General features: G+C 69.7%; 19 protein-coding genes. 12 read left to right on the forward strand and 7 right to left on the reverse strand.

Annotated elements, in window-relative coordinates; translation table 11 throughout:
• The first annotated feature begins 58 nt into the window (after positions 1 to 58).
• The gene (locus ACFV9C_RS04805) at positions 59 to 1,615 is read left to right on the forward strand and encodes a diguanylate cyclase domain-containing protein (protein ID WP_380190717.1); all 1,557 of its coding nucleotides are present in this window, start codon (positions 59 to 61) and stop codon (positions 1,613 to 1,615) included.
• Positions 1,612 to 3,192, forward strand: a complete 1,581-nt coding sequence (locus tag ACFV9C_RS04810; protein WP_380190718.1) for a diguanylate cyclase — start codon at positions 1,612 to 1,614, stop codon at positions 3,190 to 3,192. The genes ACFV9C_RS04805 and ACFV9C_RS04810 overlap by 4 nt, the downstream gene beginning before the upstream one ends.
• Here the strand turns inward: ACFV9C_RS04810 and ACFV9C_RS04815 are convergent.
• Together ACFV9C_RS04815 and ACFV9C_RS04820 are read right to left on the reverse strand one after the other, a co-directional pair.
• Entirely contained in the window at positions 3,186 to 4,628 is a 1,443-nt protein-coding gene (locus ACFV9C_RS04815) for a methyltransferase (protein ID WP_380190719.1), read from the reverse strand. The two genes, ACFV9C_RS04810 and ACFV9C_RS04815, sit on opposite strands and share 7 nt — an antisense overlap.
• 141 nt (positions 4,629 to 4,769) lie before the next feature.
• On the reverse strand, positions 4,770 to 8,405 hold the full coding sequence (locus tag ACFV9C_RS04820) for an NPCBM/NEW2 domain-containing protein (protein ID WP_380190720.1): 3,636 nt from the start codon (positions 8,403 to 8,405) through the stop codon (positions 4,770 to 4,772).
• Positions 8,406 to 8,561: 156 nt separating this feature from the next.
• On the opposite strand from ACFV9C_RS04820, the gene ACFV9C_RS04825 reads away from it, so the two are divergent.
• Positions 8,562 to 9,887: a hypothetical protein gene (locus ACFV9C_RS04825; protein ID WP_380190721.1), complete on the forward strand. Its 1,326-nt coding sequence runs from the start codon at positions 8,562 to 8,564 to the stop codon at positions 9,885 to 9,887.
• A gap of 290 nt (positions 9,888 to 10,177) precedes the next feature.
• Positions 10,178 to 12,874, forward strand: coding sequence for a type I DNA topoisomerase (gene topA / locus ACFV9C_RS04830; RefSeq protein WP_380190722.1), 2,697 nt, complete (start codon positions 10,178 to 10,180; stop codon positions 12,872 to 12,874).
• A gap of 3 nt (positions 12,875 to 12,877) precedes the next feature.
• Here the strand turns inward: topA and ACFV9C_RS04835 are convergent, their stop codons facing one another.
• Positions 12,878 to 13,276: a hypothetical protein gene (locus ACFV9C_RS04835; RefSeq protein WP_380190723.1), complete on the reverse strand. Its 399-nt coding sequence runs from the start codon at positions 13,274 to 13,276 to the stop codon at positions 12,878 to 12,880.
• Positions 13,277 to 13,354: 78 nt separating this feature from the next.
• Here ACFV9C_RS04835 and ACFV9C_RS04840 point away from each other — a divergent pair, with 78 nt between their 5' ends.
• Together ACFV9C_RS04840 and ACFV9C_RS04845 are read left to right on the forward strand one after the other, a co-directional pair.
• On the forward strand, positions 13,355 to 13,786 hold the full coding sequence (locus tag ACFV9C_RS04840) for a Fur family transcriptional regulator (RefSeq protein ID WP_380190724.1): 432 nt from the start codon (positions 13,355 to 13,357) through the stop codon (positions 13,784 to 13,786).
• 60 nt (positions 13,787 to 13,846) lie between these two features.
• A complete protein-coding gene (locus ACFV9C_RS04845; protein ID WP_380190725.1) occupies positions 13,847 to 16,621 on the forward strand; it encodes a glycoside hydrolase family 2 TIM barrel-domain containing protein in 2,775 nt (924 codons plus the stop codon).
• Between the two features lie 60 nt (positions 16,622 to 16,681).
• Here the strand turns inward: ACFV9C_RS04845 and ACFV9C_RS04850 are convergent, their stop codons facing one another.
• Genes ACFV9C_RS04850 through ACFV9C_RS04860 form a run of 3 tightly spaced genes read right to left on the reverse strand, consistent with a single transcriptional unit; the run spans position 16,682 to position 18,780 of the window.
• Positions 16,682 to 17,023 (reverse strand): type II toxin-antitoxin system VapC family toxin, encoded by a 342-nt coding sequence (locus tag ACFV9C_RS04850; protein WP_380190726.1) that lies wholly within the window; start codon positions 17,021 to 17,023, stop codon positions 16,682 to 16,684.
• A gap of 42 nt (positions 17,024 to 17,065) precedes the next feature.
• Positions 17,066 to 17,341 carry a type II toxin-antitoxin system Phd/YefM family antitoxin gene (locus ACFV9C_RS04855; RefSeq protein ID WP_380190727.1) on the reverse strand — a complete coding sequence of 92 codons (276 nt, stop codon included), beginning with the start codon at positions 17,339 to 17,341 and terminating at the stop codon, positions 17,066 to 17,068.
• A 26-nt stretch (positions 17,342 to 17,367) separates the two neighbouring features.
• Positions 17,368 to 18,780: a PLP-dependent aminotransferase family protein gene (locus ACFV9C_RS04860; RefSeq protein WP_380190728.1), complete on the reverse strand. Its 1,413-nt coding sequence runs from the start codon at positions 18,778 to 18,780 to the stop codon at positions 17,368 to 17,370.
• 63 nt (positions 18,781 to 18,843) lie between these two features.
• Here ACFV9C_RS04860 and ACFV9C_RS04865 point away from each other — a divergent pair, with 63 nt between their 5' ends.
• The 6 genes from ACFV9C_RS04865 to ACFV9C_RS04890 all read left to right on the forward strand — a co-directional run bounded on the left by ACFV9C_RS04865 (position 18,844) and on the right by ACFV9C_RS04890 (position 25,944).
• Entirely contained in the window at positions 18,844 to 19,938 is a 1,095-nt protein-coding gene (locus ACFV9C_RS04865) for a pyridoxal phosphate-dependent aminotransferase (RefSeq protein WP_380190729.1), read from the forward strand.
• Between the two features lie 284 nt (positions 19,939 to 20,222).
• Positions 20,223 to 22,211, forward strand: coding sequence for a dTMP kinase (gene tmk, locus ACFV9C_RS04870; RefSeq protein WP_380190730.1), 1,989 nt, complete (start codon positions 20,223 to 20,225; stop codon positions 22,209 to 22,211).
• The gene (locus ACFV9C_RS04875) at positions 22,208 to 23,416 is read left to right on the forward strand and encodes a DNA polymerase III subunit delta' (RefSeq protein WP_380190731.1); all 1,209 of its coding nucleotides are present in this window, start codon (positions 22,208 to 22,210) and stop codon (positions 23,414 to 23,416) included. The genes tmk and ACFV9C_RS04875 overlap by 4 nt, the downstream gene beginning before the upstream one ends.
• Positions 23,417 to 23,524: 108 nt before the next feature.
• Complete coding sequence (locus ACFV9C_RS04880; protein WP_380190732.1) at positions 23,525 to 24,190, forward strand: DUF4190 domain-containing protein; 666 nt, start codon at positions 23,525 to 23,527, stop codon at positions 24,188 to 24,190.
• A 25-nt stretch (positions 24,191 to 24,215) separates the two neighbouring features.
• Positions 24,216 to 25,331, forward strand: coding sequence for a DUF4190 domain-containing protein (locus ACFV9C_RS04885; RefSeq protein WP_380190733.1), 1,116 nt, complete (start codon positions 24,216 to 24,218; stop codon positions 25,329 to 25,331).
• Positions 25,332 to 25,458: 127 nt separating this feature from the next.
• Positions 25,459 to 25,944: a DUF4190 domain-containing protein gene (locus ACFV9C_RS04890; protein WP_380190734.1), complete on the forward strand. Its 486-nt coding sequence runs from the start codon at positions 25,459 to 25,461 to the stop codon at positions 25,942 to 25,944.
• 418 nt (positions 25,945 to 26,362) lie between these two features.
• Here ACFV9C_RS04890 and ACFV9C_RS04895 read toward each other — a convergent pair whose 3' ends face one another.
• Complete coding sequence (locus tag ACFV9C_RS04895) at positions 26,363 to 26,815, reverse strand: hypothetical protein (protein WP_380190735.1); 453 nt, start codon at positions 26,813 to 26,815, stop codon at positions 26,363 to 26,365.
• Positions 26,816 to 26,821: the final 6 nt, after the last annotated feature.

Below are 26,821 nucleotides of genomic sequence, written 5' to 3' on the forward strand. Positions count from 1 at the left end.
CCCGAGAGGCGGGTGTCGGATCAGGGAAGGGCCGTCGGCGGGTATGGGGAATGGCGAGATGGCGGCGGACGCTCCGCTGACCGCCCGGATCGCCGCCGCGATGACCGCGGCTCAGTCGGGTGGGCAGGCGGGTGCGGCGGCCGAGATCGAGGCGATCCGGGCCGAGCTGGGCGGCGTACCGAGCTACCCGCTGGCCGCGGCGGAGTACGTCCGCGGCGTGACCGCGCACCACGCCAGCGACGCCGACGAGGCGCTGCGGGCGGTGGACGCGCTGATCGAGGTGGCGCGGGCGATCGACGAGCCGGGCTGGGAGGCGAACGCGCTCCCGATCCGGATCATCAACCTGGCCCGCAGCGGCCGCGGCGGCGACACCGTCAACGACCTGGTCGCGGCCGAGGCGGCGTTGAACCGGACGAAGGACGCCGGCCTGATCGCCTGGGCGCATACGGGCCTCGGATACGCGTACGACGTACTGCGCTTGTTCGAGCTGTGCATCCCGCACTACGAGCTCGCGACCCAGCTGGACGACGACGTGTTCGAGCTGGCCGAATCGCTGGCGATCGACCGGCTGAACCTCGCGGAGACGTACCTGCGCTGGGCGCACGAGCTCGAGCGGCTCGGCGATCCTTTGTACGCAAGGGAAATCGAGGAACGGATGGCGTCCGCGGCGTACTGGGCCCGGGAGGCCGAGCGGGTGGTCGTCGACGACGAGAGCCAGGAGTTCTGGAAACTCAGCGCCCGGCTGTGGCTGGCCGCGGCCGCCACCGAACAGGACCCGGAGCAGGCGGCCGCCGAACTGACCGAGATCCGCGACGAGATCGGCAAGCTCGGCGAGACCGAGCGGCTCGCGATCGCCGGCGCGTACCTGGCCCGGGCGTTGCGCGCGAACGGCCAGGTCGAGCAGGCGAAAGCGGCCGCCGACCGGGCCGCCGCGGACCTGATTCCGTTGGCCGATCCAGCGACCAACATCCTGGTCCTGCAGACCCGTTCGGAGATCGACGCCCTCGACGGTACGCCGGGATCCCTTGCCGGACTGGCCTACGCCCGGTCGGTGGCGCGCGGCTGGTGGAAGGAGCGGCAGCGCGCGCTGAACGCCGTACGGCATGCACTGGCCGCGCACGACCTGCCGGCCCGGCACGACGCCGAGTGGCACGCGGCGCGGCAGGATCCGCTGACCGGGGTGGGAAATCGGCGCGCCATGGACGAGCGGCTGACCGCGGCCCGGGACTCGGGACGGGCGGTCACCCTGCTGGCGCTCGACGTCGACGACCTGAAGATCGTCAACGACACGTTCGGGCACGCCTGCGGCGACGAATTGCTGCAGGTTGTTGCAAATCTGCTGGTAGAACAAGCGCGCGCGACCGATGCCGTGGTTCGATCGGGTGGCGACGAGTTCTTCGTGGTGCTCGACCAGCCCGACGCCAAGGGCGGCGCGCAGCTGGCCGAGCGGATCCGGGTCGCGGTCGAGGCGATCGCGGCGACGACGGACAAGCCGTGGCTGCGCCGGCTCGGACTGAGCATCGGGTACGCCGCGACCGCCGAAGGGCTCGGCGTGGAGCAGCTGGTCCCACGGGCGGACCGACGGCTGTACGAGGACAAACAGCGGACCAGGTGAGATCGGGGGGTGTGGTGCGGGAGACGTCGGGGGTGACGGCGCGGATCGCGGCCGCGATGACCAGGGCCCAGTCGGGCAACGCGGTCGACGCGATGACCGAGATCAACGACCTGCTCGCCGAGCTCGACCCGACGCCGAGCCACGAGCGCGCCGCCGCCGAGTACGTGCGGGCCGTCGCGGCCCACCACGCCACCGACTCGGTCGAGGCGCTGGACGCGGTCGACGGCTGTATCCGGGTCGCCCGGGCGATCGACGAGCCCGGCTGGGAGGCGAACGCGGTCGCGCTCCGGATCGTCACGCTGATCCGGACCGGCGAGGGCGGCGACTCGGTCGCGGACCTGGTCGCCGCGGAGAACGCGCTGTCCCGGACCCGGGACCTCGGGCTGGCGAGCTGGGGACACACCGGTCTCGGGTACGCCTACGACCTGCTCCGGCTGTACGAGCTGTGCATCCCGCACTTCGAGCTGGCCGCCGAGGGCGACCACGACCCGCTCGGCCTGCCCGAGTCGCCCGCCATCACCCGGCTGAACCTGGCCGAGTCGAACCTGCGCTGGGCGCACGAGCTCGAGCGGCTCGGCGACACGACGTACGACGAGGAGATCCAGGAGCGCCGGCGGGCCGCGCACCGGTGGGCCGGCGAGGCGGTCGAGGCGATCCTGGCGGCCGACCTGCTCGGGTACTGGCCGATGGCCGGGCGGATGTGGCTGGCGGCGAGCAACGACGACGCGGACGCGGCCGAGGCGGCGGTGATCCTCAAGGACTGCCGGGACCAGCTGGCGAAGCTCGGCGACCTGGAGCTGGCCGCGATCGCCGGCACCTACCTGGCGAAGGCGTACCTGACGCTCGGCCGGACCGGCGAGGCGCTGGACGCCGCGGACCGGGCGGAGAGCGACCTGCCGCTGATGTCGGACCCGCCGGTGGAGGCGCTGGTCCGGCACACGGTCGTCCAGGTGATCGCGGCCTCCGGCGACTCCGGCGCGACCACCGGGCTGCAGTACGCGCGGGCGATCAGCCGCGGCTGGTGGGCGGAGCGGCTGCGCGGGCTGTACGCCGTACGTACGGCGCTCGCGAACCACGAGCTGTCGATCCGGCACGATGCGGAATGGCGGGCCGCCCGGGAGGACCCGCTGACCGGCGTGGGGAACCGGCGCGCGCTCGACGAGCGGATGTCGGCCGCGCAGGACTCCGGCCGTTCGATCGCGGTGGTGGCGATCGACGTGGACAACCTGAAGGTGATCAACGACAGCTTCGGGCATGCCAGCGGTGACGAGGTGCTGCGTCGGGTCGGGTCGCTGCTGGTGAAGCAGTGCCGCGCGGAGGACGTGGTGGCGCGGGCGGGTGGCGACGAGTTCGTCGTCGTACTGGACAACCCGGACGAGCGCGGGGCGCCGGAGCTGGTCGAGCGGATCAAGGGCGCGGCGGATCGGGAGGCGGCCGCTGCCGAGGCGCCGTGGTTCGCGCTGCTCCGGTTGAGTGTCGGACAGGCCAGCAGTACGGACGGCACGCCGGTCGCGGACCTGCTGACCGAGGCCGACCGGCGGATGTACGCCGAGAAGCGCCGACGCCGGCGTCAGTAGTCCAGGAAGCCTTCTACCACAAGGTTTCTGACCTGGGGCAGGTAGTCGGAGAGTACGTCGACCACCGGGCGATCGGTCAGGTCGGCGAGCGCCGCGAGGATCTGCCCGGTGCTCAGGTCGCCGTCGCAGGCGCCGACGAAACCGGCCAGCACCGTATCCACCTGCTCCGCCCGGCGCATGCCGCGTTGCCGCCTGAGCACGATCGTCGCCGGGTCCTCCGCGCCGGGACGGCCGCTGGTCTCCTGAACGACGTCGTCCGCGACGCGAAGGTACAGCCCGGTCAGGTCCTTCGGGAGGCCTTCCTTGCGTTCGAACCGGTGCAGGACATGCGGGCCGATCGGGCGCTCGATCTCGTACGGCCAAGACTCCGCGTCGAGCTCGCCGGGGACGTTGTGCAGGGTGATCCAGCCCATCCCGATCGCCTCGACGTCGTACTGGTCGAGGTAGCGCATCCATTCGTCGTACCGCGTCGTGTACTGCGGGGTGCCGTGCAGGCCGGCGTCGCGGAGCCAGAGCTCGACGTACTCCGAGGTGTCGAGCTGCTCGCGCTGCACCGCCCAGGCCTCGCGGTCGGTCGTCCACCCGGCGAGGCGGTCCTGCCACTCCTCGCCGCGGACACAGGTCCAGTTCGCGAGCAGCTGGCACCAGCCGCCGTCCGTGAGGTGCTGCGGAGCCTGGCGGACGAGCTGCTCCACGACGGCGTCACCGGTGAACCCGGTCTCGCGGTAGGTCAGGTCGCCACCAGGCGGGGAGATCACGTACGGCGGATTGCTGACGATCAGGTCGAACCGCTCACCCCGCACCGGCTCGTACAGGCTTCCGTCACGGAGATCCAGCTCGACGTGGTTGAGCATCGCGGTCGCTCGCGCGAGCTGCAGCGCCCGCGGGTTGACGTCGGTCGCGGTCACACTCGCGGCCCGCCCCGCCAGATGCAACGACTGGATCCCGCACCCCGTCCCGATGTCCAGCGCCCGCTCCACCTTCACCGGCACCGTCAACTGCATCAAACTCAAACTCGCCGGCGCAATCCCCAACACATAGTCCGACCGCATAGCCTCCCGCCGCCCGTCCAACCCCGGCGTCAGATCCGCCACCACCCACCACTCGAACCCATCCTCCGCAAACGGCCGGATGTCGAGGACGGCGCGCCCCTCGTCCCCGCTCCGCTCAACGATGCCCAAAGCAACCAGATCGACACCCGGAAACGCCTTGTCCACAAGCTCTTTCGGCACCGCCCGCTGAAGCAGGAACAGCCGGATCATCGTGTCCAGCGCATCCCCCGTCGCGGTACGCCGTACCGCCGGCGCCGTCTCGTTCCGCGCCAACGCGGCGTTCGCCTGCTCCGCCAGCCGCTCAGCCACCCCGTCCACGGTGTACCCGGCGGCGCCGAACGCCGCATGCAACCGGTCCACCGCATCCCGCGTCAACTCTCGCATGCCCGCATTCTTCCGCACCGGTCAGCAGGCTGACCGGGCGGAGAGGTGAATTTCGACAGGAGGTAGTGGTCCACGGCCTGTTCCGTCCAGGCTCAGGCGGGGTCTCTGGAGGGTGTTGTGGGTGTGTAGGTCCTGTTGGTCTTATGGGTTGCAGGTGAGTTTGGCTTCGGCCCAGTCGGCGTGGTCGCTCGTGTTGCCGTCGCCGGCGTCGGTTACTTGGAGGGTTAGGGTTTGGGCGCCTGTTACGTCGACTGTGGTTGAGGCGGTGGGGGAGGTGCCTGTCAGTTGGTCGGAGGTGTATTTGGCGGTGCCGTCGGTGAGGACCTTGAAGGTGACCTTTCCGCGGTCGTCGACCTCGTCGTCGACGCCCAGTTTGCTGGTGAAGGTGATGCAGTTGCCGCCCAGGCGGATGGAGACCGAGGAAGGGGCATGGGCGCCGAGGCCCTTGGCGTACTGGACGCCGTCGAGGGTGATCGGGCCGCCGTCGTTCGCGGCGTCCTCGCCGTTGCTGTGGTCGCGTTCGACCGGGCCCCAGCCGTTCGTGGAGTCGAGGAACTCCAGGTCGCTGACCCAGTTCTCACCGGTGGGTGCCGGGGGCAACGGTTTGTCCGCTATCGTGGCGGCGAAGAAGCCCAGTCCGCCGCCGGGCAGCTTGATCGCCTTCACGGTCTTGCCGGGATCCAGCGGTACGGCGGTGTAGAAGACCCGGTAGTCCGTTGTCGTGTTGCTCAGACCGGCCGCCGTGTAGCGGCCCTTGACCGACACCGCGAGCTTCGCGCCGCCCGTGGTCGGGTCTTGACAGCACCAGTTCGGCAGCTGGAACGTGCCCTCGGACGTGGTCCCGTCCGTGTAGATGATCGTGACCGTGCCGCGGGCGTTCAGGCTCGCCCCGGCGCCGAGGAGCGCCAGGTGTGATCCGGTGCCGGAGACGAGGATCGGTGCGGACTGGTTCTTGACGAGGTTCGGCGTACCGGGTGCGCCGGTCGGCCAGGTGAAGTTCGCGCCCTGGACCGAGACTGTCGCCCCGGGCGTGTATCCGGCGGCCGCCAGCGCCTCGCCGTTGAAGCTGTTGCCGGACCCGTCGAAATTGCCTTGCTTGTACGTCGACGCGTCGCTGACGCCGACCACGTTCGCGGCCTGCGACAACGATGCGTACGGCAACTGTGCGGTGCCGGTCGCGCTATTGGAGTAACTCTTGCTTTGGGCAACGTACGACGCCTGCAAGGTCAGCGTGAAGCTTGCCGGTTTGACGTCTGCACCGGGCGTGACCTGGAGTTTCGTGGTGATGCTCTGGCCGGGGGAAACCTCGGAGAACGTGTTCTTGCCGGCCACGGACCAGCCGGACGGGACCTGTACGTCGAGCTTCACGTTGCGGACCGTCGTACCGGTGCCGTTGCGGAAAGAGGCAGTGACCTCGGTCGGCTGACCCGGTGCGTTCCAGAGCGACGGAGTGGTCAGGTCGGGGGTGCCGAAGGTGTTCGTGACGTCGGGGCCGCCTACTGCTGAGGTGCCGTCGATCTGGACCACGGCGTTGCGTGCGGTGGAGATTGATCCGGTGGGGATCCGAATCACTCCGTTCGAGTAGCTCCAGCTGATGGCCTTGCCATCAATGGATACGTGGTGGGGTGCGCTGCCGGTGTGGAGGGTCAGGTCGTACGCCCGCGCGGCTGGTTTGCCGTCGTAGGCGCCGATGCTGGGGCCGATGTTGACGCTGATGTCGCCGCGCCCCTGCGAAGGTGCGTCGACCGAGAACGTCTGGGTGGCGGACTTCGTGGCGCGCGTCACCCGGTCGTCCTCGTACATCGCGAACGACGACTTCCCGGACGGGTAGATGTCGACGCTGACGGTGTCACCGGGCTTCTGTTCGGCGGCGTTGTTGATGCCGGGCTTCCACATCGGCACTACCGCGCCGGCCTTCACGAACAGCGGCAGCGTGTCGAGCGCCGCGTGGTACCCGTTCACGGTTGTCGGGCCCTGGTACACCCGCCCGGTCCAGTAGTCGATCCACCGGCCCGCGGGCAGGTAGATCCCGTTCTTGACCTCGTCGGCGTCGTACATCGGCGCGACCAGGAACTCCTTGCCGGCCAGGAACTCGTACTTGGCCGTGTCGTCCCAGGTGCGAGGGTCGTTCGGGTACTCGAGCACCAGCGACCGGTCCAGCGGCGCGCCGGTCCGGTGCGCCTCGGCGGCGTACGTGTAGAAGTACGGCAGCAGCCGCTCGCGGAGCTTCAGGTACTTCCGGTTGATCGAGGTGTACGGCTCGCCGTACGCCCAGGGCTGCTTGTACGCCGGCGTCGACCAGCCGGACATGCTCATCAGCGCCGGGTTGAACACCTTCCACTGCAGATCACGCACGTACGACGTCGCGCTGCCGCCGAAGATGCCGTCCACGTCGCCCGCGCTGTAGGCGATCCCGGAGTTGCCGGAGCCGGTGATCGCGGGGATCTGCCACTTGATCGCGTCCAGCGAACCGCTGTGGTCGCCGGTCCACTGCACCGCGCACCGCTGCGCACCGGCCCAGCCCTCGACCATCCACGCGAACCCGCGGGCGTTGCTGTACTGCTCGATGCCGTCGTGCGCGGTGTCGCAGGCGCTCAGCGCGTACCGGTACCCGGGGCCGACCCACGCGACGTCCAGCTTCCGCACCCGGACGCCGGCGTCGCCGACCTCGGCGGGCTGGCGGTCCAGGTTGGACTGCGTCCACAGGCCCATCTGGAGGTTGCGGGCCCGCAGTTCGTCGCCGGTCTGCTTCAGTGCGGGGATGTCGCGCTTGCCCCACCAGGTGCCGTCGACCTGCTCGGAGTCGGTGTTCGCGGAGTACCCGCAGCCGTAGTCGTCGTTGACGAGCATCCAGCCGCCGGGCATGTCCTGGTCCTTGAAGCGTTGCGCGACCTTGACCGCGTCCAGCGTGGTCACCTTGTCCGGGTTGACCTTCCAGTCGTTGCTCGGGTCCGGGTCGGTGGCGTAGTGCCCACGGTTGTAGCAGTCGGAGTCGCCGTACTCGAGCCCGTAGATCGGCGGCATGAACGGCCGGCCGGTGAGCTCGGTGTAGCGGTCGAGGGACGTCTTCAGGTCGCCGACGAAGTAGTACGCGTCGAAGCGCTGCTCGTCGTGGGTGCTCACCACCGGATCGGTGAAGCTGTAGCTGCCGGGGCTGAACGTGTTGCGGAGTACGCCGTACCCGGCCGTGCTCATGTAGTACGGCGAGGCGTTGGGGTTGCCGCTGTCCTCCCAGTTGAAGTCCTTGGTGATCTTGATCGTCTGGTCGCGGTGCGAGAACCGGCCGTTCTGCATGCCGCCGCCGAAGAACTGCTCACTGGCGCCGCGGTTGAGGGTCTGGGTGGTGGACGTGTCGGTCCAGGACAGCGGGGCGGCCTCGGACCAGACGAGCTGGCCGTCGGCGCGGTACAGGGAGAACTTGAGCGGCTGTTTCTGGGCGCGTACTTCGATCTTGCCGGTGCTGAGCGAGTAGTACGTGCCGCGGTCGCGCCAGGTGGTCCGCGGGGTTCCGTAGTCGGTCTTGGTGACGATCGTCGAGCCCGCGCCGGTGCTCGCCGGGTCGGTGAAGTTGCCGTCGGGGGCCATCCACAGCCGGAACACGTCGTCCTTGAGGAACACGACGCGGACCTTCGCGGGGCCGGCGGTGAGGGTGTACGTCGCCTGGTCGGCGGCGAAGCCGGTGACGTCACCGAGAGTGGTGCCGGCGGCCCGGGCGGGACCGGCGGTGTACACGAGTGCACCGGCGAGTAACGCCAGGGCGACTACTGAACGTTTCATGCGGACAAAGATGCTCACGAGTGCCTCACTTCACGCATCAATGAACAAGATGTGCACAGTGAAGCTCATCGATCGCGGATTGTCATCAGGTCAGCTTCATCAAGTTGAGACGGTGTCGCCATCACGGGGTGAAACCAGAAGTTGACGATGAGTCGCATGGCGAACTCGCGTCCCACCAGCCTCAGCAGCCTCAACCTCACCAGACGCGGGCTGTTGACGGCCGGCCTGGCAGCCGGGGCGACGGCGGTCGTGCCGAACCTCGCACACGCCGTACCTTTCGATCCCGGAGTACGTGCCCAGGGTGACCCCAACTTTCATCCGGTGCGTTTCTCGTTGCCTGCGCCTACCGGACGGAAGGCGTTGGGGACGACCGCTGTGCATTTGGTCGACAACGGGCGGATCGATCCGGCGATGCCCAGCGGGCAGCGGGAGTTGATGGTCAGCTTCTCGTATCCGTCGGGGATGTCCGCGACGGCGCCGTTCGCGAAGTACATGCCGGCGCGGACCGCGGTCGAGGTGGACGCGATCTGGACCGGCGAGGACGGGCTCGCCCTGCCGGCCGGGTCCTTCGACTTCGGCAACACCGTCACGCACGCGCGGGTCGACGTACCGATGCAGCCCCTCCGCCACCCCGTCGTACTGTTCTCCCCCGGCCACCAGACCAGCCGCTTCGTGAACACCGCACAGGTGGAGGACCTCGCCAGCCGCGGGTACGTGGTGGTCACGATCGACCACTCCCACGAAACGCCGGTGGAGTTTCCTGGCGGACGGTTCCTCCCCGGTACGTCGCAGGATCCGCCGCGGCCGTCCGACATCCGGGCGGCCGTCGACACCCGGACCGCCGACGTCCGCTTCGTCCTCGACCAGTTGCAGCGGATCGCCGACGGGGACACCGTCGACGCGGACGGCAAACGTCTCCCGGACGGGTTCGCGGACGGGCTGGACGTGCGCAAGATCGGCATGTTCGGGCACGCGCTCGGCGGCTACGCGACCGGGAACGCGATGCTCGCCGACGAGCGGATCCTGGCCGGCGCCAACCTCGACGGCACGCTCCAGGACGACAGGCTGAAGGGCCCGCTCGGCGACGTCGCCGAGCACGGGCTGGACCGGCCGTTCATGCTGTTCGGCTCCGCCGAGACCCAGCGCACCGAGCCGGGCAAGGACTACTACGACAAGTCCTGGGCGGCGTTCTGGGCGGCGCAGCGCGGCGGCCGGCTGAACCTGACGCTGACCCGGTCGAAGCAGAAGGCGTTCACCGACTACCAGTTTGTCTTCTCCCAGTTATTCCATGCGATCTACGGCGAGGACCCGATCGTCTCGTCGGTGATCACGGCGCTGGTCGGCAGCGCGAAGCCGGCCCGCAGCGTGCTCGCGCAGCGCGGGTACCTGGCCGCCTACTTCGATCTGACGCTCCGCCGGCGGCCCGCGCTGCTGCTCCGCGGCGACTCCCCGAAGTTCCCCGAGGTACGGTTCGTCCGCTGAGACGGCGTACGCTCGATTCGTCGCCGGGGGCACACTGTGGTGGGATCGCGACGCGCCGTGATCGTGGGGCGTTCGCCACTTTCTGGCACCCTCGGAGGCGTACGGGGCCGTTTGCGGTTACCGTGCGTTGAGAAATTGCATTGCCGTCGGCCGTACCCTGTCCACGGGCAGGGTCGGTCTGTGCTCGGGGGAACAGGCGTCGGACGAGGGGCGTTGTCAGCAGGACGAGAAGAGTAGGGAGCGCAGTGGCAGGGGCAGCAGGGACTAAGACAGCCGCAGGGACCCGTTTGGTGATCGTCGAGTCGCCGAAGAAGGCGCGGATGATCGCCGGCTTCTTGGGGTCCGGGTACGTGGTGGAGTCCAGCTTCGGCCACATCCGCGACCTGCCGAGCGGGGCCGACGAGATCCCGGCGAAGTACAAGGGCCTGCCGTGGGCACGGCTGGGCGTGAACGTCGACGAGCACTTCGACCCGCTGTACGTCGTACCGGCCGACAAGAAGGCGCAGATCCGCAAGCTGAAGGACCTGCTCAAGGGCGCCGACGAGCTCTTCCTGGCGACAGATGAGGACCGCGAGGGCGAGGCGATCGCCTGGCACCTGCTCGAGGAGCTGAAGCCGAAGGTCCCGGTCAAGCGGATGGTCTTCCACGAGATCACCCCGAAGGCGATCCAGGACGCGGTCGGCAACGCCCGGGACATCGACGAGGACCTGGTCGACGCCCAGGAGGCGCGCCGGATCCTGGACCGGTTGTACGGGTACGAGGTCTCCCCGGTGCTCTGGAAGAAGGTCATGCCGCGGCTGTCGGCGGGCCGGGTGCAGTCGGTCGCGATCCGGATGGTGGTCGACCGGGAGCGCGAGCGGATCGCGTTCCGGAGTGCGTCGTACTGGGACCTGGACGCCACGCTGGACGCCGGCGAGGACCGGAACCCGCGGCAGTTCGGTACCCGCCTGGTCTCGGTGGACAGCAAGCGGGTGGCGCAGGGCCGCGACTTCAGTTCGACCGGTGAGCTCAAGGGCGCGAACACGGTCCACCTGAACGAGGCGACCGCGACCGCGCTGGCCGGTGCGCTGCGCGAGTCGCAGTTCACGGTCCGGTCGATCGAGTCCAAGCCGTACACCCGCAAGCCGTACGCGCCGTTCCGGACCACCACGCTGCAGCAGGAGGCCGGCCGCAAGCTCGGCATGTCCGCTTCGCAGACCATGCAGGTCGCCCAGCGGCTCTACGAGAACGGCAACATCACCTATATGCGTACCGACAGCGTCACGCTGTCGGACACCGCGATCACCGCCGCCCGGGCGCAGGTCCGGGAGCTGTACGGCGCGTCGTACCTGCCGGACAAGCCGCGCGTCTACACCTCCAAGGTGAAGAACGCGCAGGAGGCGCACGAGGCGATCCGGCCGGCCGGCGAGACGTTCCAGACGCCCGCGCAGACCGGGCTGAGCGGCTCCGAGTTCCGGCTGTACGAGCTGATCTGGATGCGGACGATCGCCTCGCAGATGCGGGACGCGATCGGGAACAGCGTCTCGATCAAGATCGACGCCACCGCCGGGACGGGCGAGCAGTGCGAGTTCACCTCGTCCGGCCGGGTGATCACCTTCCACGGGTTCCTCAAGGCGTACGTCGAGGGCGCGGACGACCCGTCCGCCGGGACGGACGACCAGGAGACCCGGCTGCCGGACGTGACCGAGGGCGACGTACTGCCGGCGTCGGAGGTGATCGCGTCCGGGCACGAGACGAAGCCCCCGGCGCGCTACACCGAGGCGACGCTGATCCGCGAGATGGAAGAGCGCGAGATCGGCCGGCCGTCGACGTACGCCTCGATCCTCGGGACGAACGTGGCCCGCGGGTACATCTACAAGAAGGGTCAGGCGCTGGTTCCGGCCTGGCTGGCGTTCGCGGTCGTGCGGCTGCTCGAGGAGCACTTCACCCGGCTGGTGGACTACGCGTTCACCGCGACGATGGAGGACGTGCTCGACGAGGTCGCGTCCGGTGACCTGCAGCGCGAGGGCGTGCTGTCCCGGTTCTACTTCGGTGACGACCAGCTCGAGGGCCTGAAGTCGATGGTCACCGACCTCGGCGACATCGACGCCCGGCAGATGTCGACGTTCCCGGTCGGCGGTGACGACTCCGGGATCGTGCTCCGCGTCGGCCGCTACGGGCCGTACGTCGAGGACAAGGACGAGCGGCGCGCGAACGTACCGGAGGACCTGCCGCCGGACGAGCTGACCGTCGACAAGGCGCGCGAGCTGCTGGAGCAGCCGTCGGGCGTCGAGCACGAGCTGGGCAACGCGCCGGACACCGGGCTTCGCGTGGTGGCCAAGGCGGGGCGGTTCGGGCCGTACGTGACCGAGGTGCTGCCCGAGGACGCGCCGAAGAGCGCGAAGCCGCGGACCGGGTCGCTGCTGAAGTCGATGACGCTGGACTCGATCGGCCTCGACGACGCGATGAAGCTGCTGTCGCTGCCGCGGGTGGTCGGGGTCGACCCGTCGAACGGCGAGGAGATCACGGCGCAGAACGGGCGGTACGGGCCGTACCTGAAGAAGGGCACGGACTCGCGGTCGCTGTCGACCGAGGAGCAGATGTTCGACATCACGCTGGAGGAGGCTCTGAAGATCTACGCAGAGCCGAAGCAGCGTGGCCGCCGGGCCGCCGCACCGCCGCTGAAGGAGCTGGGCGAGGACCCGGAGTCCAAGAAGCCCGTGGTGGTGAAGGAAGGCCGCTTCGGCCCGTACGTCACCGACGGGGAGACGAACGCGACGCTCCGCAAGGACGACTCGGTCGAAACCATCTCCCTGCTCCGCGCAGCCGAGCTCCTGGCCGAGAAGCGCGCCCGCGGCCCGGTCAAGCGCACCGCGAAGAAGGCCGCCGCCAAGAAGACCACCACGAAGAAGACGGCCGCCAAGAAGACCGCAACCAAGAAGGCCGCAACCAAAAAGACTGCGGCAAAGAAGGCGACCGCGAAGAAGGCTCCGGCCAAGAAGTCCTGAGGCTCAGCCGCCGAAGCTGCTGATGCCGCGGACGATGAAGTAGACGACGAACGCGAAGAACACCAGGAACGCGATCCCGACCGGAAGTGCCAGCCACAGCGGCGGCTTCCGGGCGCGGACCGCGACCCCGGTGCTCTCGCTGCGGATCTCCCGCGCGACGAGGCGCCCGCCCCGCCACTTGCCGGCGACACTCACCTGCTCGCCGTCGACGACCTGACCCTCCAGCGCGAGTGCGCGCAGCTCGACCTGGACGGGCTGGAGCCCCGGCTGCTCGAGCCGGAGGGTCAGCACCTGGACCGCGCCGTTCTCCGAGCGGGCCTCGGAGCGGTACTGGACGTTCCGTGCGACACCACGCAGCTGGGCCTGGCCGCGCCGGGCCATCGCGTTCGGCTGATCACTCATCGGAGTTCCCCCGGGGTAGGACGTGGTAGGAACGTACATTGGGTGGGGTCAGAACCGGTGGATTTGCGAGGAGCGCGGATGACGAGTGCTGTCGAGGTCAGCGCGCAGCGGTTGCGGGAGCGGGGCGAGCGGGTGACTCCTGCCCGGCTTGCGGTGGTGGAGGTGCTGGCGGGGACCGAGGAGCATCTCAGCGCGGAGCAGATCGGGGAACGGGCCGAGCAGCTGCGGCCGGGGATCCATCGGGCGACCGTGTACCGGGCGCTGGACGCGCTCGGCGAGTTCGGGCTGGTCACGCACGTGCACCTCGGCCGGGCGGGTACGACGTACCACCTGGCCGGGGATCTGGCGCCACGGCACCTGCATCTGCGGTGCTCGGAGTGCGGGACCGTGTACGACGCTCCCGGCGACATCCTCGAGTCCGCCCGGAAGAAGCTGGCCCGCGACCTCGGGTTCCACCTGGCGCCCGAGCAGGTCGCGCTGGTGGGTGTGTGTCAGAACTGTCAGGCCTGACTGTCCATATCTGTTGATAGGTGTGGAGTTGTGAACAGTTAGGCCTTAGGGTCGACTTTCGTGACTCATTACGTCGAGGACTTTGCTTCCGGGGCGAACGTACTGCCCCCGCGTTCGTGGCTGGATGACGACTCCGGGCGGCTGCCGCTCAGCGGGGACTGGAGCTTCCGGCTGTCCCCGAGCGTCGCGGACGCGCCGGACGACCTGAAGGACCCGGACACCTCCGGCTGGGACACCATCGCGGTCCCGGGCCACTGGCAGCTCAGCGGCTACGGCAAGCCGGCGTACACGAACGTGGTGTATCCGTTCCCGCTGGAGCCGCCGTACGTGCCGACCGACAACCCGACCGGCGACTACGTCCGCACGGTCACGGTGCCGGCCGACTTCGCGGGCGCCCGGATCGTGCTCCGGTTCGAGGGTGTGGACTCGCGGTTCGCGGTGTACGTGAACGGGTCGTCCGTCGGCTGGTCGTCCGGGTCCCGGCTGGTCTCGGAGTTCGACGTGACCGACCTGGTTGCCCCCGGCAAGGACGCGCAGATCGCGGTCCGGGTGCACCAGTGGTCGACGGGTTCGTACGTCGAGGACCAGGACATGTGGTGGCTGTCCGGGATCTTCCGTGAGGTGAACCTGCTCGCGCTCCGTCCCGACGCGCCGACCGACGTGTTCGTGAAGGCGGCCTGGGACCACGTCGACGGCGTCGGCACGCTGCTCGTCGAGTCCGACGTACCGGGCACCGTGTCCGTGGCAGAGCTGGGCCTCGAGGTGCCGACGGGTGAGCACGTACGGGTCGAGGGCGTGCAGCCGTGGAGCGCCGAGGTGCCGCGGCTGTACGACGCCGTACTGCGGACGGCCGGCGGTGACGTGCGGTTGCGGATCGGGTTCCGGACGGTCGCGATCGTCGACGGGATCTTCACCGTCAACGGCAACCGGGTGCTGTTCAAGGGCGTCAACCGGCACGAGTTCCACCCGGACCGCGGGCGGACGCTGACCGAGCAGGACATGCTCGACGACGTACTGATCATGAAGCGCGCCGGGATCAACGCGGTCCGCACCAGCCACTACCCGCCGCACCCGCACTTCCTGTCGCTGTGCGACGAGTACGGGCTGTACGTGATCGACGAGTGCGACCTGGAGTCGCACGGGTTCGGGTACGAGCCGCAGCCGCCGAAGCTGCCCAATCCGGTGATGGACGTGCGGTTCCGGGACGATCTGGTGAACCGGATGCAGCGGACCGTGCACCGGGACAAGAACCACCCGTCGATCGTGATCTGGTCGCTCGGCAACGAGTGCGGGATGGGTTCGAACCTCAAGGACATGTACGACGCCGTGAAGGAGCTCGACCCGTCGCGGCCGGTGCACTACGAGCGCGACACCGAGGCCGAGTTCGTCGATATCTACTCGCGGATGTACACCTCGCCGGAGGGGTGCGCGGAGATCGGGGCCGACAGCGGTCTGTATCGGAACCTGCCGTTCATCCTGTGTGAGTACGGGCACGCGATGGGGAACGGGCCGGGTGGGTTGCTCGACTACCGGGAGGCGTTCGAGAAGTACCCGCGGTGCCAGGGCGGGTTCATCTGGGAGTTCATCGACCACGGGATCCGGACGACGATCGACGGGCGCGAGGTGTACGCGTACGGCGGCGACTTCGGCGAAACCATCCACGACGGGAACTTCGTCTGCGACGGGCTGCTGTTCCCGGACCGGACGCCGTCGCCGGGCATGCACGAATACGCGAAGGTGATCGAACCGCTGCGCATCGTTGCTGATGGCAACCGGGTCGCGATCACCAACCTGTACGAGGTGCTGGACACGAGCCACCTGACGTTCACGACGCGGACCGAGGCGGAGGGTGAGTTCGTCGGCGGTGGGAACCTGCCGGTTCCGGTGATCGCCCCCGGCGAGACGGTCTCCGTGGAGCTGCCGCCGGGCGTCCTCAAGCAGAGTGAGCGCACCGAGGCGTGGCTCACGGTCACAGCCGAGCTCACCGAGGCGACCCCGTGGGCCGACGCCGGTCACCGCGTCGCCTGGGGTCAGATCCGCCTGGACGAGCCGGCACCTGCGGCCCCGATCGCGACCGGTACGCCGGCTGATGGTGTTGCTGGGGTTGGGGGGATTGCCGTCGGTGGGTTGCGGAACGTGCGGCTCGACGTCTGGCGGGCGCCGATCGACAACGACACGAACCCGGGTGTCGCGGACAAGTGGCGCGAGGAAGGGCTGCACCGGGTGCAGCACCGGATCGTCTCGGAGGAGGAGCGGGACGGGGCCTGGGAGGTCGTCACCCGGACGGCGCCGCCGCAGCTCCAGTGGGGTTTGCGCAGCACCTGGCGCTGGACCGCCGTCGACGGTGCGACCGTGCTCGAGCTGAGCATCGAACCGGAGGGCCTGATCCCGGAGGTGCTGCCGCGGCTCGGCATCACGTTCGACGTACCGAAGGCCGACCGCGTCGAGTGGTTCGGCACCGGCCCGAACGAGGCGTACGTCGACACCCGTGCGGCCGCCGCGGTCGGGAAGTACTCCGCCACGGTCGCCGAACTGCAGACGCCGTACGTCCGTCCGCAGGAGAACGGCCAGCGCATCGACACCCGCTGGGCCACGATCGACGGCCTGCGCATCGAGGCGCTCGGCGAACTCTTCGGCCTCACGGTCCGCGACTGGACGACGCACGACCTGGAAACCGCCCACCACACGGCGGACCTGGTCCCCGGTGACACGACGTACGTCACCCTCGACATCGCCCAGACCGGCGTCGGCACCGCAGCCTGCGGCCCCGCCCTCCCGGACCGCGACAAACTGAAGACGGCCCCCGCCACCCTCACCCTCCGCTTCACCCACTGATCCCACCCCGCCGCGCCCGCCTACCCCTCCTACAGGCCCGGCGCGGCGGGGTGCGTCAGCTCAGATCGCGCCGGGCGCGGCCGTCGGCAGACCGATGTCAGCGGCCGCAGCCAGCAGACGCTTGTCGTAGGTGACCAGCGCAGTCAGCCCGATTCCTTCGAGAACCAGCGACTGCGCCGTCGCCAGATGAATCGCGTCGAGCGTGCGCAGCATCGGATCCTCGTACGCCGCCGCGGTCGCCAGGACGGTCTCGTCCACAGGAACCCGATCGAGCCTCGCCAGCGCGGTAGGAACGGCGGCCAATCGCCCTGGATCGGATCGACGCAGTGCACGAGGCACCTCGGTGAGCACCAACGCCGACGCGACGAGCCCTGTGTTCGCGCCATGACTCGAGCGCCGCACTTTCCGCTTCCTGCCGGATCATTTGCCAGCGTGGGCCGAGGGCTACAGTCGTTCCTCCCGAAGATCCGACACGATCTCGGTGGACTCGAGAGACGCATGTGACGTGCCCGCAGGAAGAACCATCCGGCCCGGGTTGCTCGCCGGAATCAGCCGACCACGACGGATCAGGTCGGACCGGATGCTGGTGTTGTCGTCAATCGGCACGATCCGTGCGGTTGGCCGGCCTCTGACCGTGATCTCGAGCGACTGACCGTCTGATACGCGTGCCAGCACCGCTCTCGTGTGCTGGCTGAGCTCACGTATCGGAATCCTGTCCATGCGTGGAATTTAACGCACCCGCCAGCTCAGATGGCGATGGTTGGGCGGGGGTGGGTGGGGACGGGTGGTGGGTTGTAGGTGTGCCAGGCCTTGGTGAGGCGGTGGACTGCTTCGGTGAGGTCTGTGGGGCGGGCGCGGAAATGCAGGCGGAGGTGGGAGGTGCTGGCGCCGGTGATGTCGAGGCCGGTGCCGGGGAGGACGGCGAGGCCGTGTCTCAGGGCGGCTTGGGCGAAGGAGTTGGCGTCGCCGTACGGGAGGCGTACCCAGAGGCACTGGCCGCCTTTGACTGGTGGGACGTGCCAGTCGGGGAGGGCGGCGGTCAGCTGTGAGTGCAGGTGGTCGTGGCGGGCCTTGAGGGTGTTGTGCAGCTCAGGAGCGTCCAGCAGCGGCAGCAGGTGTGCGGCGGCCAGTTGAGTGGGCACGTTGCCGCCCAGGTCGTGTACGGCGCGCAGCCGGGCCAGCCGATTGATCAAGGGTGGTGCGGCGCGTACCCAACCGATCCGCAGACCGCCCCAGATGCTCTTGCTGAGCGAGCCGATCGAGATCACCGCATCGCCGTACGCCGCCATCGGCGTGACCACGGGCTCACCAGGGAACGCGAGATCAGCCGGGACCTCGTCCTCGATCACCGGCACGCCCGCATTCGCCAGCCGCTGCCGGGCCAGCGCGGACAGCACCGAGCCGGTGGGGTTGTGGTACGTCGGGATCACATACGCCACCGCCGGACGCCGCTCCCGGACCGCGGCCTCTAGCCCGTCCAGCCCGACCGGCAGCCCGCGCAGTACTGCGCCTTCTTCCCGGAAGACCTCCAGCGCCCCCGGGTACGTCGGCGCTTCCACGATCACCTGGTCACCAGGCGACACCAACGCATGCGCCAGCAACGAGAGAGCCTGCTGGCCGCCGTTCGTGACCATGATCTGCTCCGGACGCGTCAGCACCCCGCGAGACGTGTACCGGTCCGCCAACGCCTGCCGCAGTGACGGGTGGCCGTACGGGTAATACCCGATGTCGTTGTCCACACACGCGAGCTCAGGCGCGATCTGCGCGAACGCCTCCGCCAACTGCGGCGGCGGATCCCCCGGTGCGGCACAGATGGCCAGCAGTACGTCGTCGTCCCGCGCCTCCAGTGAATCCAGGAAGATCGGGTCCACCGGCGCGTCTTCCACCTGCGCTCCGCGAGGTACGCCGGCCACGCGCGTCCCGCTGCCCTGGCGCCGGGTGATCCGCCCCTCGGCCCGGAGCAGGTCGTACGCCGCGACCACCGTCGTACGGCCGACCGCCAGCGCGGCCGCGAGGACACGGTCCGGTGGCAGCAGTACGCCGGGCGGGAGTTCGCCGTCGTCGATCAGCTGCCGCAGGCGGGCCGCGAGCAGCAGGTAGAGCGGGCCGCGGCCGGACGACCAGCGGCCCAACCGGTCAGCCACCTCGATTGGTCTCATCTGCGAACCAATTCTGCCGGATTGGCTCTCCAGTGGCGAGCGGATGGGCGGAACGATGGCGGTATGCCGAAGTTTCCGCGCCACCAGATCATGTCCCTGACCGCCGACCAGGCCCGCCACGAACTCGGCGAGAGCTACGGGCCGGACCTCCGGCTCGCGGAGCTGCTGACTCCGGAGCTGGGCGATCTCGAGCTCGGCTACGGTACGGCGGCCGGCGACGTCCGGCTGCGGACCGCGATCGCGGAGCGGCACGGCGTACGGGCCGATGACGTCGTCGTGACGGTCGGCGGGATGCACGGGATCTTCCTGCTCGCGTACCTGCTGGCGGAGCGGGGCGAGGTGGTGACGACGGCGCCGGAGTTCCCGATGACGCGGAGCGCGTTCGAGACGGTGGGGGCGTCGGTACGGGTGGTCCCGGTGGGCTTCGACGACGGGTATCAGGTACGGGCGGACTCCGTACGCGCGCAGCTCACGCCGGAGACGAAGCTGGTCAGCTTGGCGACACCGCAGAACCCGTCGGGCGTCGCCGTACCGCTGCCGGTGCTGCGGGAGATCGTCGAGGCCATGGACGAGATCTGCCCGGACGCGTATCTGCTGGTGGACGAGACGTATCGGGTGGCGACGTACGGGAGTGATGCGGTCGCGGAGACGGCGGTCGGGCTTGGGGCGCGGGTGGTCTCGGTGGCGTCGTTGTCCAAGTGCCACGGGGCGGCCGGGTTGCGGATCGGGTGGGTGATCAGCACGGATCCGGCGTTGGTGGAGCGGTTGGTGACGGCGAAGTTCAGTACGGTCGTGTCTGTGTCGCCGGTGTGTGAGGCGCTGGCGGTTCGTGTGTTCGAGCAGGAGAACCTGGCCGAACGAAGCAGCTGCTTGGAGCAGAACCTTCTAATCACCCAGGACTGGGTAAGCGCGAACAGTCGGTTTGTGGAGTGGGTTCGGCCTTCGGCGGGGGCGTTGTGTGTGGTGGGGGTGAAGGTGGATGTGGGGCGGTTCAAGGAGGCGGCGGCGCGCGTCGGCGTACGGCTCGCTGACGGGGACTGGTTCGGGGACGAGGCGCGGGTGTTCCGGCTTGGGTTCGGTTATCTGCCGGCGCCGGAGTTGAAGGCCGCGTTGCACGCGTTGACAGGTGCTTTGGAGCAGGCGGCCTTGGGGACCTGAACGGTCGGGCTCGGGTCCGGCGCGTGCGGCTTGGCCGGCGCCGGGCCGGAGGGGCTGAACAGGGCGGTCCCGGCGATGCCGACCGTCCCGACGAGGGTCGCGATCGCCGCGACGCCGACGGGTGCGCCCGAGCCGCGTCGAGGCAGCCGGTGTCTGCTGTGGTGCGCTTTGACGTGGCTCATCAGCCCCCCGGACGCTCGACTACTTTCAGTGTGGACCCGATGCCGGAGAGTTGCGATCGGGATGCGTGTCGGGCTGTCCGGAGTGCCCACTAGGCTTGCGGTGTGCCGGAGGCCTATGACCCGCTGACAGATCCTGCACCGGCGCACGATGTGCGCGCGGTGCTGCGGATTCGGGCGTTCCGGCGGCTGTGGATCGGGTTCGGGCTGTCCAGCCTCGGTGACTGGATCGGCCTGCTGGCGCTGACCGCGATGGCGAAGTCGTTCGCCGGCGACAACTACCAGCTGGCGAACTTCGCGATCGGCGGCGTGCTGTTCCTCCGGGTGCTGCCGGCGCTGGTGATGGGACCGGTCGCGGGCTGGGTCGCGGACCGGCTGGACCGGCGCGCGACGATGATCGTCGGCGACCTGGTCCGGGCCGCGTTCTTCGTCACGATCCCGATCGTCAACACCCTCACCTGGCTGCTGGTCGCAACCGTGCTGATCGAGATCGTCAGCCTGATCTGGGGTCCCGCCAAGGACGCCAGCGTGCCGAACCTGGTGCCCCGGCACCGGCTCGAGGCGGCGAACCAGCTCAGCCTGATCACGACGTACGGCTCGGCCCTCCCGGCCGCCGCGCTCTTCACCGCGATCACGCTGGTCACCCGCTGGGCCGGCGACTTCTCGATCCAGCTGGCCGTCTACGTGAACGCCGCGACGTTCGCGATCTCCGCGCTCGCGATCGTGTCGGTCTCCGAGATCGGCCGCGCGGTGCACGAGCACGAGGACCACCCGACGCTGTGGCGGACGATGGTCGAGGGCTGGTCGTACGTCACCGGTACGCCGGTGGTCCGCGGGCTCGTGGTCGGCATCTCCGGGGCGTTCGCGGCGGGCGCGGTCGTGGTCGGCCTCGGCCGGACGTACGTCGAGGACCTCGGCGCCGGCGACCCGGGGTACGGCGTGCTCTTCGGGGCCGTGTTCGGCGGGCTCGCGCTCGGGATGGGGTTCGGGCCGCGGATCTTCTCCGGGCTGTCCCGGCGCCGGCTGTTCGCGGCCGGGCTGGTCGGGTCCGGGATCTGCCTGGCCGGGCTGGCGTTGATCCAGCAGATCGAGATCGCCACGATGATCGCGATCCTGCTCGGGTTCTGCGCCGGCGGCTCGTGGGTGTCGGGGTACACGCTGCTCGGTCTCGAGGTGCCGGACGCGGTGCGCGGGCGGACGTTCGCGTTCGTGCAGTCGGCGGTGCGGACGGTGCTCGCGGTGACGCTGGCGATCGCGCCGTTCGCCGCGGGTGCGATCGGACGGCACACCTGGACGATCGCGGGCCACTCGGCGACGTACAACGGCGCCTCGATGACGATGGTGATCGCCGCGGTGGTGGCGGGCGTGATCGGGCTGCTCGCCTGGCGGCAGATGGACGACCGGCCTGGCGTGCCGTTCTGGCGCGACGTCCGGCGGAGTTTCGGCAAGACCCGCGGCGACTACCCGACCACCGGGCTGTTCGTCGCGCTGGAAGGCGGCGAGGGCGCGGGCAAGTCGACGCAGTCCGCGCTGCTGGTGAAGTGGCTGGAGGAGCAGGGCCAGCAGGTGCTGCTGACCCGCGAGCCCGGCGCGACCGAGCTCGGCAAGACGCTCCGCCAGATCGTCCTCGACCCGGCCACCGGTGACATCTCGCATCGCGCCGAGGCGCTGATCTACGCCGCCGACAAGGCCGAGCACGTCGACTCGGTGATCAAACCGGCGCTGAAGGCCGGCGCGGTGGTGATCACCGACCGGTACGTCGACTCCGCGCTCGCGTACCAGGGCTCCGGCCGGGATCTCGACCTGTCCGATGTCGAGCGGGTGAACCGCTGGGCCACCAACGACCTCCGGCCGAACCTGACGATCCTGCTCGACCTGCCGCCGAGGAGCGGGCTCGGCCGATTCAAGGAGCGGGACCGGATCGAGGCGCAGGGCGACGAGTTCCACGAGCGGGTCCGGCACGCGTTCCTCGAGCTGGCCGCCGCCGAGCCGCAGCACTACCTGGTCGTCGACGCGTCCCAGGACCGCGAGGACATCGCCCGGCAGATCCGGGCCCGGCTGCAACCGATCCTCCCGAAGGTGAGTCACCTATGAGTGTTTGGGACGACCTGGTCGGGCAGGAGCCCGCGGTCGCGGTGCTGCGGAAGGCCGTCGACGGAGCGGCCGGCGTACTGCGTGGCGAAAGTGGCGCGGCGGTCGCCGGGATGACGCACGCGTGGCTGATCACCGGGCCGCCAGGGTCCGGTCGGTCGAACGCGGGGCGCGCGTTCGCGGCCGCGCTGCAGTGCCCGGACAACGGCTGCGGCGACTGCAACGTCTGCCGTACGGCGCTCAGCGGCGCCCATCCGGACGTGTCGTTGATCCGCACCGAGCTGCTGTCGATCCGGGTCAGCGAGGTCCGTGAGCTGGTCCGGCGGGCCGCGATGAGCCCGACGCAGGGCCGCTGGCAGGTGATGGTGATCGAGGACGCGGACCGGCTCACCGAGCAGGCCGCGGACGCGTTGCTGAAGAGCATCGAGGAGCCGTCGCCGCGGACCGTCTGGGTGCTGTGCGCGCCGACCGTCGAGGACGTCGTACCGACGATCCGTTCACGCTGCCGGCTGCTCGTGCTGCGGACGCCGCCGGTCGCGGCGGTCGCGGAGATGCTGAGCGCGAAGCTGGGCGTGGACGCGGACCTGGCGTGGTTCGCGGCGCGGGCCGCGCAGGGGCACATCGGGCGGGCGCGGGCGCTGGCCCGGGACGCCGAGGTACGGGACCGGCGGACGCGGGTGCTGGAGGTTCCGTTCGCGCTGCGTGATCTCGGGGCGTGCCTGAAGGCGGCGCAGCAACTGGTCGACGCGGCCAAGGAGGAGGCCAAGGCCAGCGCCGAGAAGGTCGACGAGAAGGAGCGCACCGCGCTCGAGCAGGCGCTCGGCGTCGGGACCAAGGGCGCCAAGCCGCGTGAGGCGAACGCCGCGCTGAAGGAGCTCGAGGACCAGCAGAAGGCGCGCGCGAAACGGTGGGAACGCGACGTCCTGGACCGCTCGCTGGTCGACCTGATTGCGCTGTACCGGGACGTGCTGGTGGTGCAGACCCGCGCCGGCGGCGAGCTGATCAACGCCGAGCTGCACCGCAACATCGAGCAGCTCGGGACCCGCACCACTCCCGAGCAGACGATCCGCCGGATCGACGCGATCGCGACGGCGCGGGAGGCGATCGAGGCGAACGTGGCGCCGCTGGTCGCACTGGAGGCGATGACGGTGTCGCTGTTCGAGGGCCGCAGCGACGGGTTCACGATCCCGCGCCAGGTGCGCCGCTGAGGCGTGACTCACGTCCGATAACTGGGCGGCACGTGTAACACCGAGACGGGCGGGTCCGATGACTGGGTGTCCGGGGTAGCCCGGCGTACCCTCCCGGAACGGACCCCGATGAACCAGCCCTCCTCCCCGATCCAGCCGGTGCGGCAACCGCTGCCGTCGGCTGAGTCCTGGCTGGAGGGCGTCCCGAAGCCGGTCAAGCGCCAGGACGGGTACGCCGTCGCCGCGCTCGCGGTCAGCCTGCCCGGGCTGGTACCGCTCGCGGTCGTGCTGGCGGGGATCGCGCTGCGCCGGATCAAGCGGCTCGGCGGGCACGGAAAGCGGCTCGCGTACGGCGCCTTGCTGGTCTCGCTGTGCTGGGCGATCGCGATCGGCGTCGCGGTCACGCTCAACCTGGTCGCCGAGCACCGCCGCGGTATCGGCCGGACCGTGTCGATCTCGCACGTGGACGTCGGCCGCTGCTTCGACGCGGACCTGGAGTCCGACGCGCTGCGGCTGGTCCGGATCGCCGACTGCGCAGCGCCGCACACGGGCGAGGCATACGCGAAGGTGCAGGCGGCGCTGGTCGGGTTGTCCGGCACACAGGCGGGTGCGGAGGCGATCCAGCAGTGCGCGGGCGCGTTCGTCGATTTCGTCGGGAAGCCCTACGAACGGTCCGGGCTCGACATGTACTACGTGGTGCTCGAGGACCACGCGGTTGCTGACGGCAACGTCCTCTGCCTGCTCGGGATGCCGGGAACGCACCTGAGCGGTACGATGCGCGGAGCGCAACGGTAGCGCCTGCGGGGGATTGGGAGACAACGTGACTCAGCCGCCGTACGAGCCCGAGCCGCCGGAACGGCCGCAGGACGTGCCGCACGACCCGACGCGCTCGTTCCCGACGTACGGCCGGTCGGATGAGCCGACGGAGCCGTTGCCGACGGGTACGCCGGGCGAGCAGGCCGGTGGTACGCCGTCTACGGGACAGGACGCGACCGGTACGTCGTGGGTCGCGCCGGGGCAGCAGCCGCCGTACGGACAGGGTGCGCCGTCGGCCGGTCAGCCGACGTACGGTCAGCCGCAGTACGGGCAGGCGCCTGGGCAACCGCAGTACGGGCAGCCGTCTTACGGTCAGCCGCCGTACGGGCAGGTGCCGCACGGGCAGCCGCAGTACGGGGCTTCGGCTTATGGGCAGCCGCCGTACGGGCAGGCGGCTTATGGGCAGCAGGCGCCGTACGGGCATGGGTACGGTCCGGGGCAGTATCCGGTGGCGTACGGGCAGCCGCCGGCGGCGTACGGGTACGGCTACACGGGCGGGTCCGGCGGGACGAACTCGCTCGCGACCGCCTCGCTGGTGACCGGCCTCGGCGGCATCGTGATCGGCGTCTCCGCGCCGGTCGCGGTCGGCCTCGGGATCGCGGCGCTCGTCCAGATCAGCCGGCGCCCACAGCACGGCAAGGGAATGGCGATCGCCGGCATCATCATCGGCGCCCTCGTGACCCTCGGCTACATCGCCTTGATCGCCCTCGTGATCGCGTTCGGCTCGTCCAGCGACACCTCGGGCGCGCCCGGCCCGGGGTCCTCGAGCGTGTACGTCGACGAGCTCACGGTCGGCGACTGCTTCGATGAGACCAGCGTCGAGGACGAGGTGATCCAGCGCGACTGCCCGGTCGAGCACGACGGCGAAATGGTCGCCTCCGTCACCCTCCCCGCCGGCGCCTACCCCGGCGACAAGGCGATCGACGACGCCGCCGACCAGGCCTGCGCCGGCCCGTTCGGCACGTACGTCGGCAAGTCCCGCGACGAGTCCGAACTCGAACTCGCCTGGTGGACCCCGGACAAGCCCACCTGGAATTCCGGCGACCGCCGCGTCCTGTGCGCCGCGTACGGCCCCGGCACCGACAAACTCACCGGCACCGTCAAGAACAGCCACCGCTGACCGGTTGCTCACAGCAACATCCACCGACAGGCCCCCGCCCGCCAGGTACGATGCGCGGAAACTGGTACCCCCTGGGAGTAGCGTGACGCAGCCACCGTACGGGTCAGACCCCAACCGCCCATAGGACGTGGTCCGCCCGCAACCGACGTACCCGACCCAGCAGTACGGCCAACAGCCGACCTACGGCCAACCGGGGTACGGCCAACAACCCGGCTACCCACAGCAGCCATACGCGCAACAGCCCTACGGCTACGGTTACGGGTACGGCTACCAAGGCACATCCGGCGGTACGAACGGCCTCGCCACCGCAGCCCTCATCTGCGGCCTCGGCGGCCTCGTCATCGGCATCACCGCCCCGGTAGCCATCGGCCTGGGCATCGCCGCCCTCGTCCAAATCAAACACCGCAACCAAGAAGGCAAAGGCATGGCCATCGCCGGCCTGGCCATCGGCGCCGTCCTCACCCTCGCCTACATAGCCTTCTTCACCTTCATCATCGTCCTAGGCACCACCTCCCACACCGACTACGGCGCCCCCACCCCAACCACCGTCCAACACGACCCCACCCCCCACGCAGCCGCACAAGCAGCCCCCCGCGCGCTACACACCCGCTAGCTTCGTCGCTCCACTCCTCAAACGCGCCCGCTCCGCGCCCGGCTTCGGCGATCTGGACGGCCTGCTCGACTGACTTGCCCGCCGCGTCGAGCATGGTGGCGATGTCCTGGTCGGCGCGGGTGGCGGATCCCGAGATGAGGGCTTGGACGTGTTGGCTGGCTTGCTCGAAGCGCTGCTTGAACCCGGCCAGACTGCCCGCACCCTGCCGGGACTGGTCGGCCAGGCCGTGGAGCTGCAGCTTCAGTTGCTCGATCTGCGACATATGACAGCTCACTTCGGGGAAGGCGGAAGCGTGGAACGGCTGGCGCAGTGCAGGCCTCGCCTCACTACACCGCGCCAGCCGGTTTGAGATCCCTGGCCGAGTCCTCCACAGGGGAACAGACGACTCGGACAAGGACGCATGTGGTCGCGGACCGGATCAAGGCACCGCCGCGCGAGCGGGACAGGCCACAGGGTGGTCCAACGTGACGCCCCGAGCCTCGGTCGCGGCCTCGAAGTGCTCCCTGATGCGCCCCGGCGCCCCCAGGACCATGAGATGCAGCAGGCTCGGCAGGAGCACCACCGGGACATGGTCGCGCATGACGGCCTGGAAGAACCGTTCAAACGCCAGCAGCGGTCGCCGCGGATCCTCTTCCACGAAGACTGCCGCCAACTCCAAGCCGGAGGTTTTGGCGAACGCGGACAGCCGCTCCTTGGTGCGGTTGACCTCGGAGGTGGACACCAGCAGCTCGGCACGCACGTAGGCGTAGGCCCGCGGGTGTGCGGCTGGCTGGCGGCGGCTCTCGGGACCGCACCTGCAGCGGACCGAATAGCAGGCTTCAGATGTGTGCAGGCGCTGTCCGTCCCTCGTGTGCATGACCGTTGCCGTCATGCCAAT

Origin of the sequence: Kribbella sp. NPDC059898, from assembly GCF_042730855.1 — a bacterium.
In the GTDB taxonomy this organism is placed as follows: domain Bacteria; phylum Actinomycetota; class Actinomycetes; order Propionibacteriales; family Kribbellaceae; genus Kribbella.

Excerpts from the sequence above, each read along its gene's own strand:
- ACFV9C_RS04805 (WP_380190717.1), top strand. The coding sequence starts at position 59 with ATGGCGGCGGACGCTCCGCTGACCGCCCGGATCGCCGCCGCGATGACC.
- ACFV9C_RS04815 (WP_380190719.1), bottom strand. The coding sequence starts at position 4,628 with ATGCGAGAGTTGACGCGGGATGCGGTGGACCGGTTGCATGCGGCGTTC.
- ACFV9C_RS04820 (WP_380190720.1), bottom strand. The coding sequence starts at position 8,405 with ATGAAACGTTCAGTAGTCGCCCTGGCGTTACTCGCCGGTGCACTCGTG.
- ACFV9C_RS04825 (WP_380190721.1), top strand. The coding sequence starts at position 8,562 with ATGGCGAACTCGCGTCCCACCAGCCTCAGCAGCCTCAACCTCACCAGA.
- ACFV9C_RS04835 (WP_380190723.1), bottom strand. The coding sequence starts at position 13,276 with ATGAGTGATCAGCCGAACGCGATGGCCCGGCGCGGCCAGGCCCAGCTG.
- ACFV9C_RS04840 (WP_380190724.1), top strand. The coding sequence starts at position 13,355 with ATGACGAGTGCTGTCGAGGTCAGCGCGCAGCGGTTGCGGGAGCGGGGC.
- ACFV9C_RS04855 (WP_380190727.1), bottom strand. The coding sequence starts at position 17,341 with ATGGACAGGATTCCGATACGTGAGCTCAGCCAGCACACGAGAGCGGTG.
- ACFV9C_RS04860 (WP_380190728.1), bottom strand. The coding sequence starts at position 18,780 with ATGAGACCAATCGAGGTGGCTGACCGGTTGGGCCGCTGGTCGTCCGGC.
- ACFV9C_RS04865 (WP_380190729.1), top strand. The coding sequence starts at position 18,844 with ATGCCGAAGTTTCCGCGCCACCAGATCATGTCCCTGACCGCCGACCAG.
- ACFV9C_RS04875 (WP_380190731.1), top strand. The coding sequence starts at position 22,208 with ATGAGTGTTTGGGACGACCTGGTCGGGCAGGAGCCCGCGGTCGCGGTG.
- ACFV9C_RS04880 (WP_380190732.1), top strand. The coding sequence starts at position 23,525 with ATGAACCAGCCCTCCTCCCCGATCCAGCCGGTGCGGCAACCGCTGCCG.
- ACFV9C_RS04895 (WP_380190735.1), bottom strand. The coding sequence starts at position 26,815 with ATGACGGCAACGGTCATGCACACGAGGGACGGACAGCGCCTGCACACA.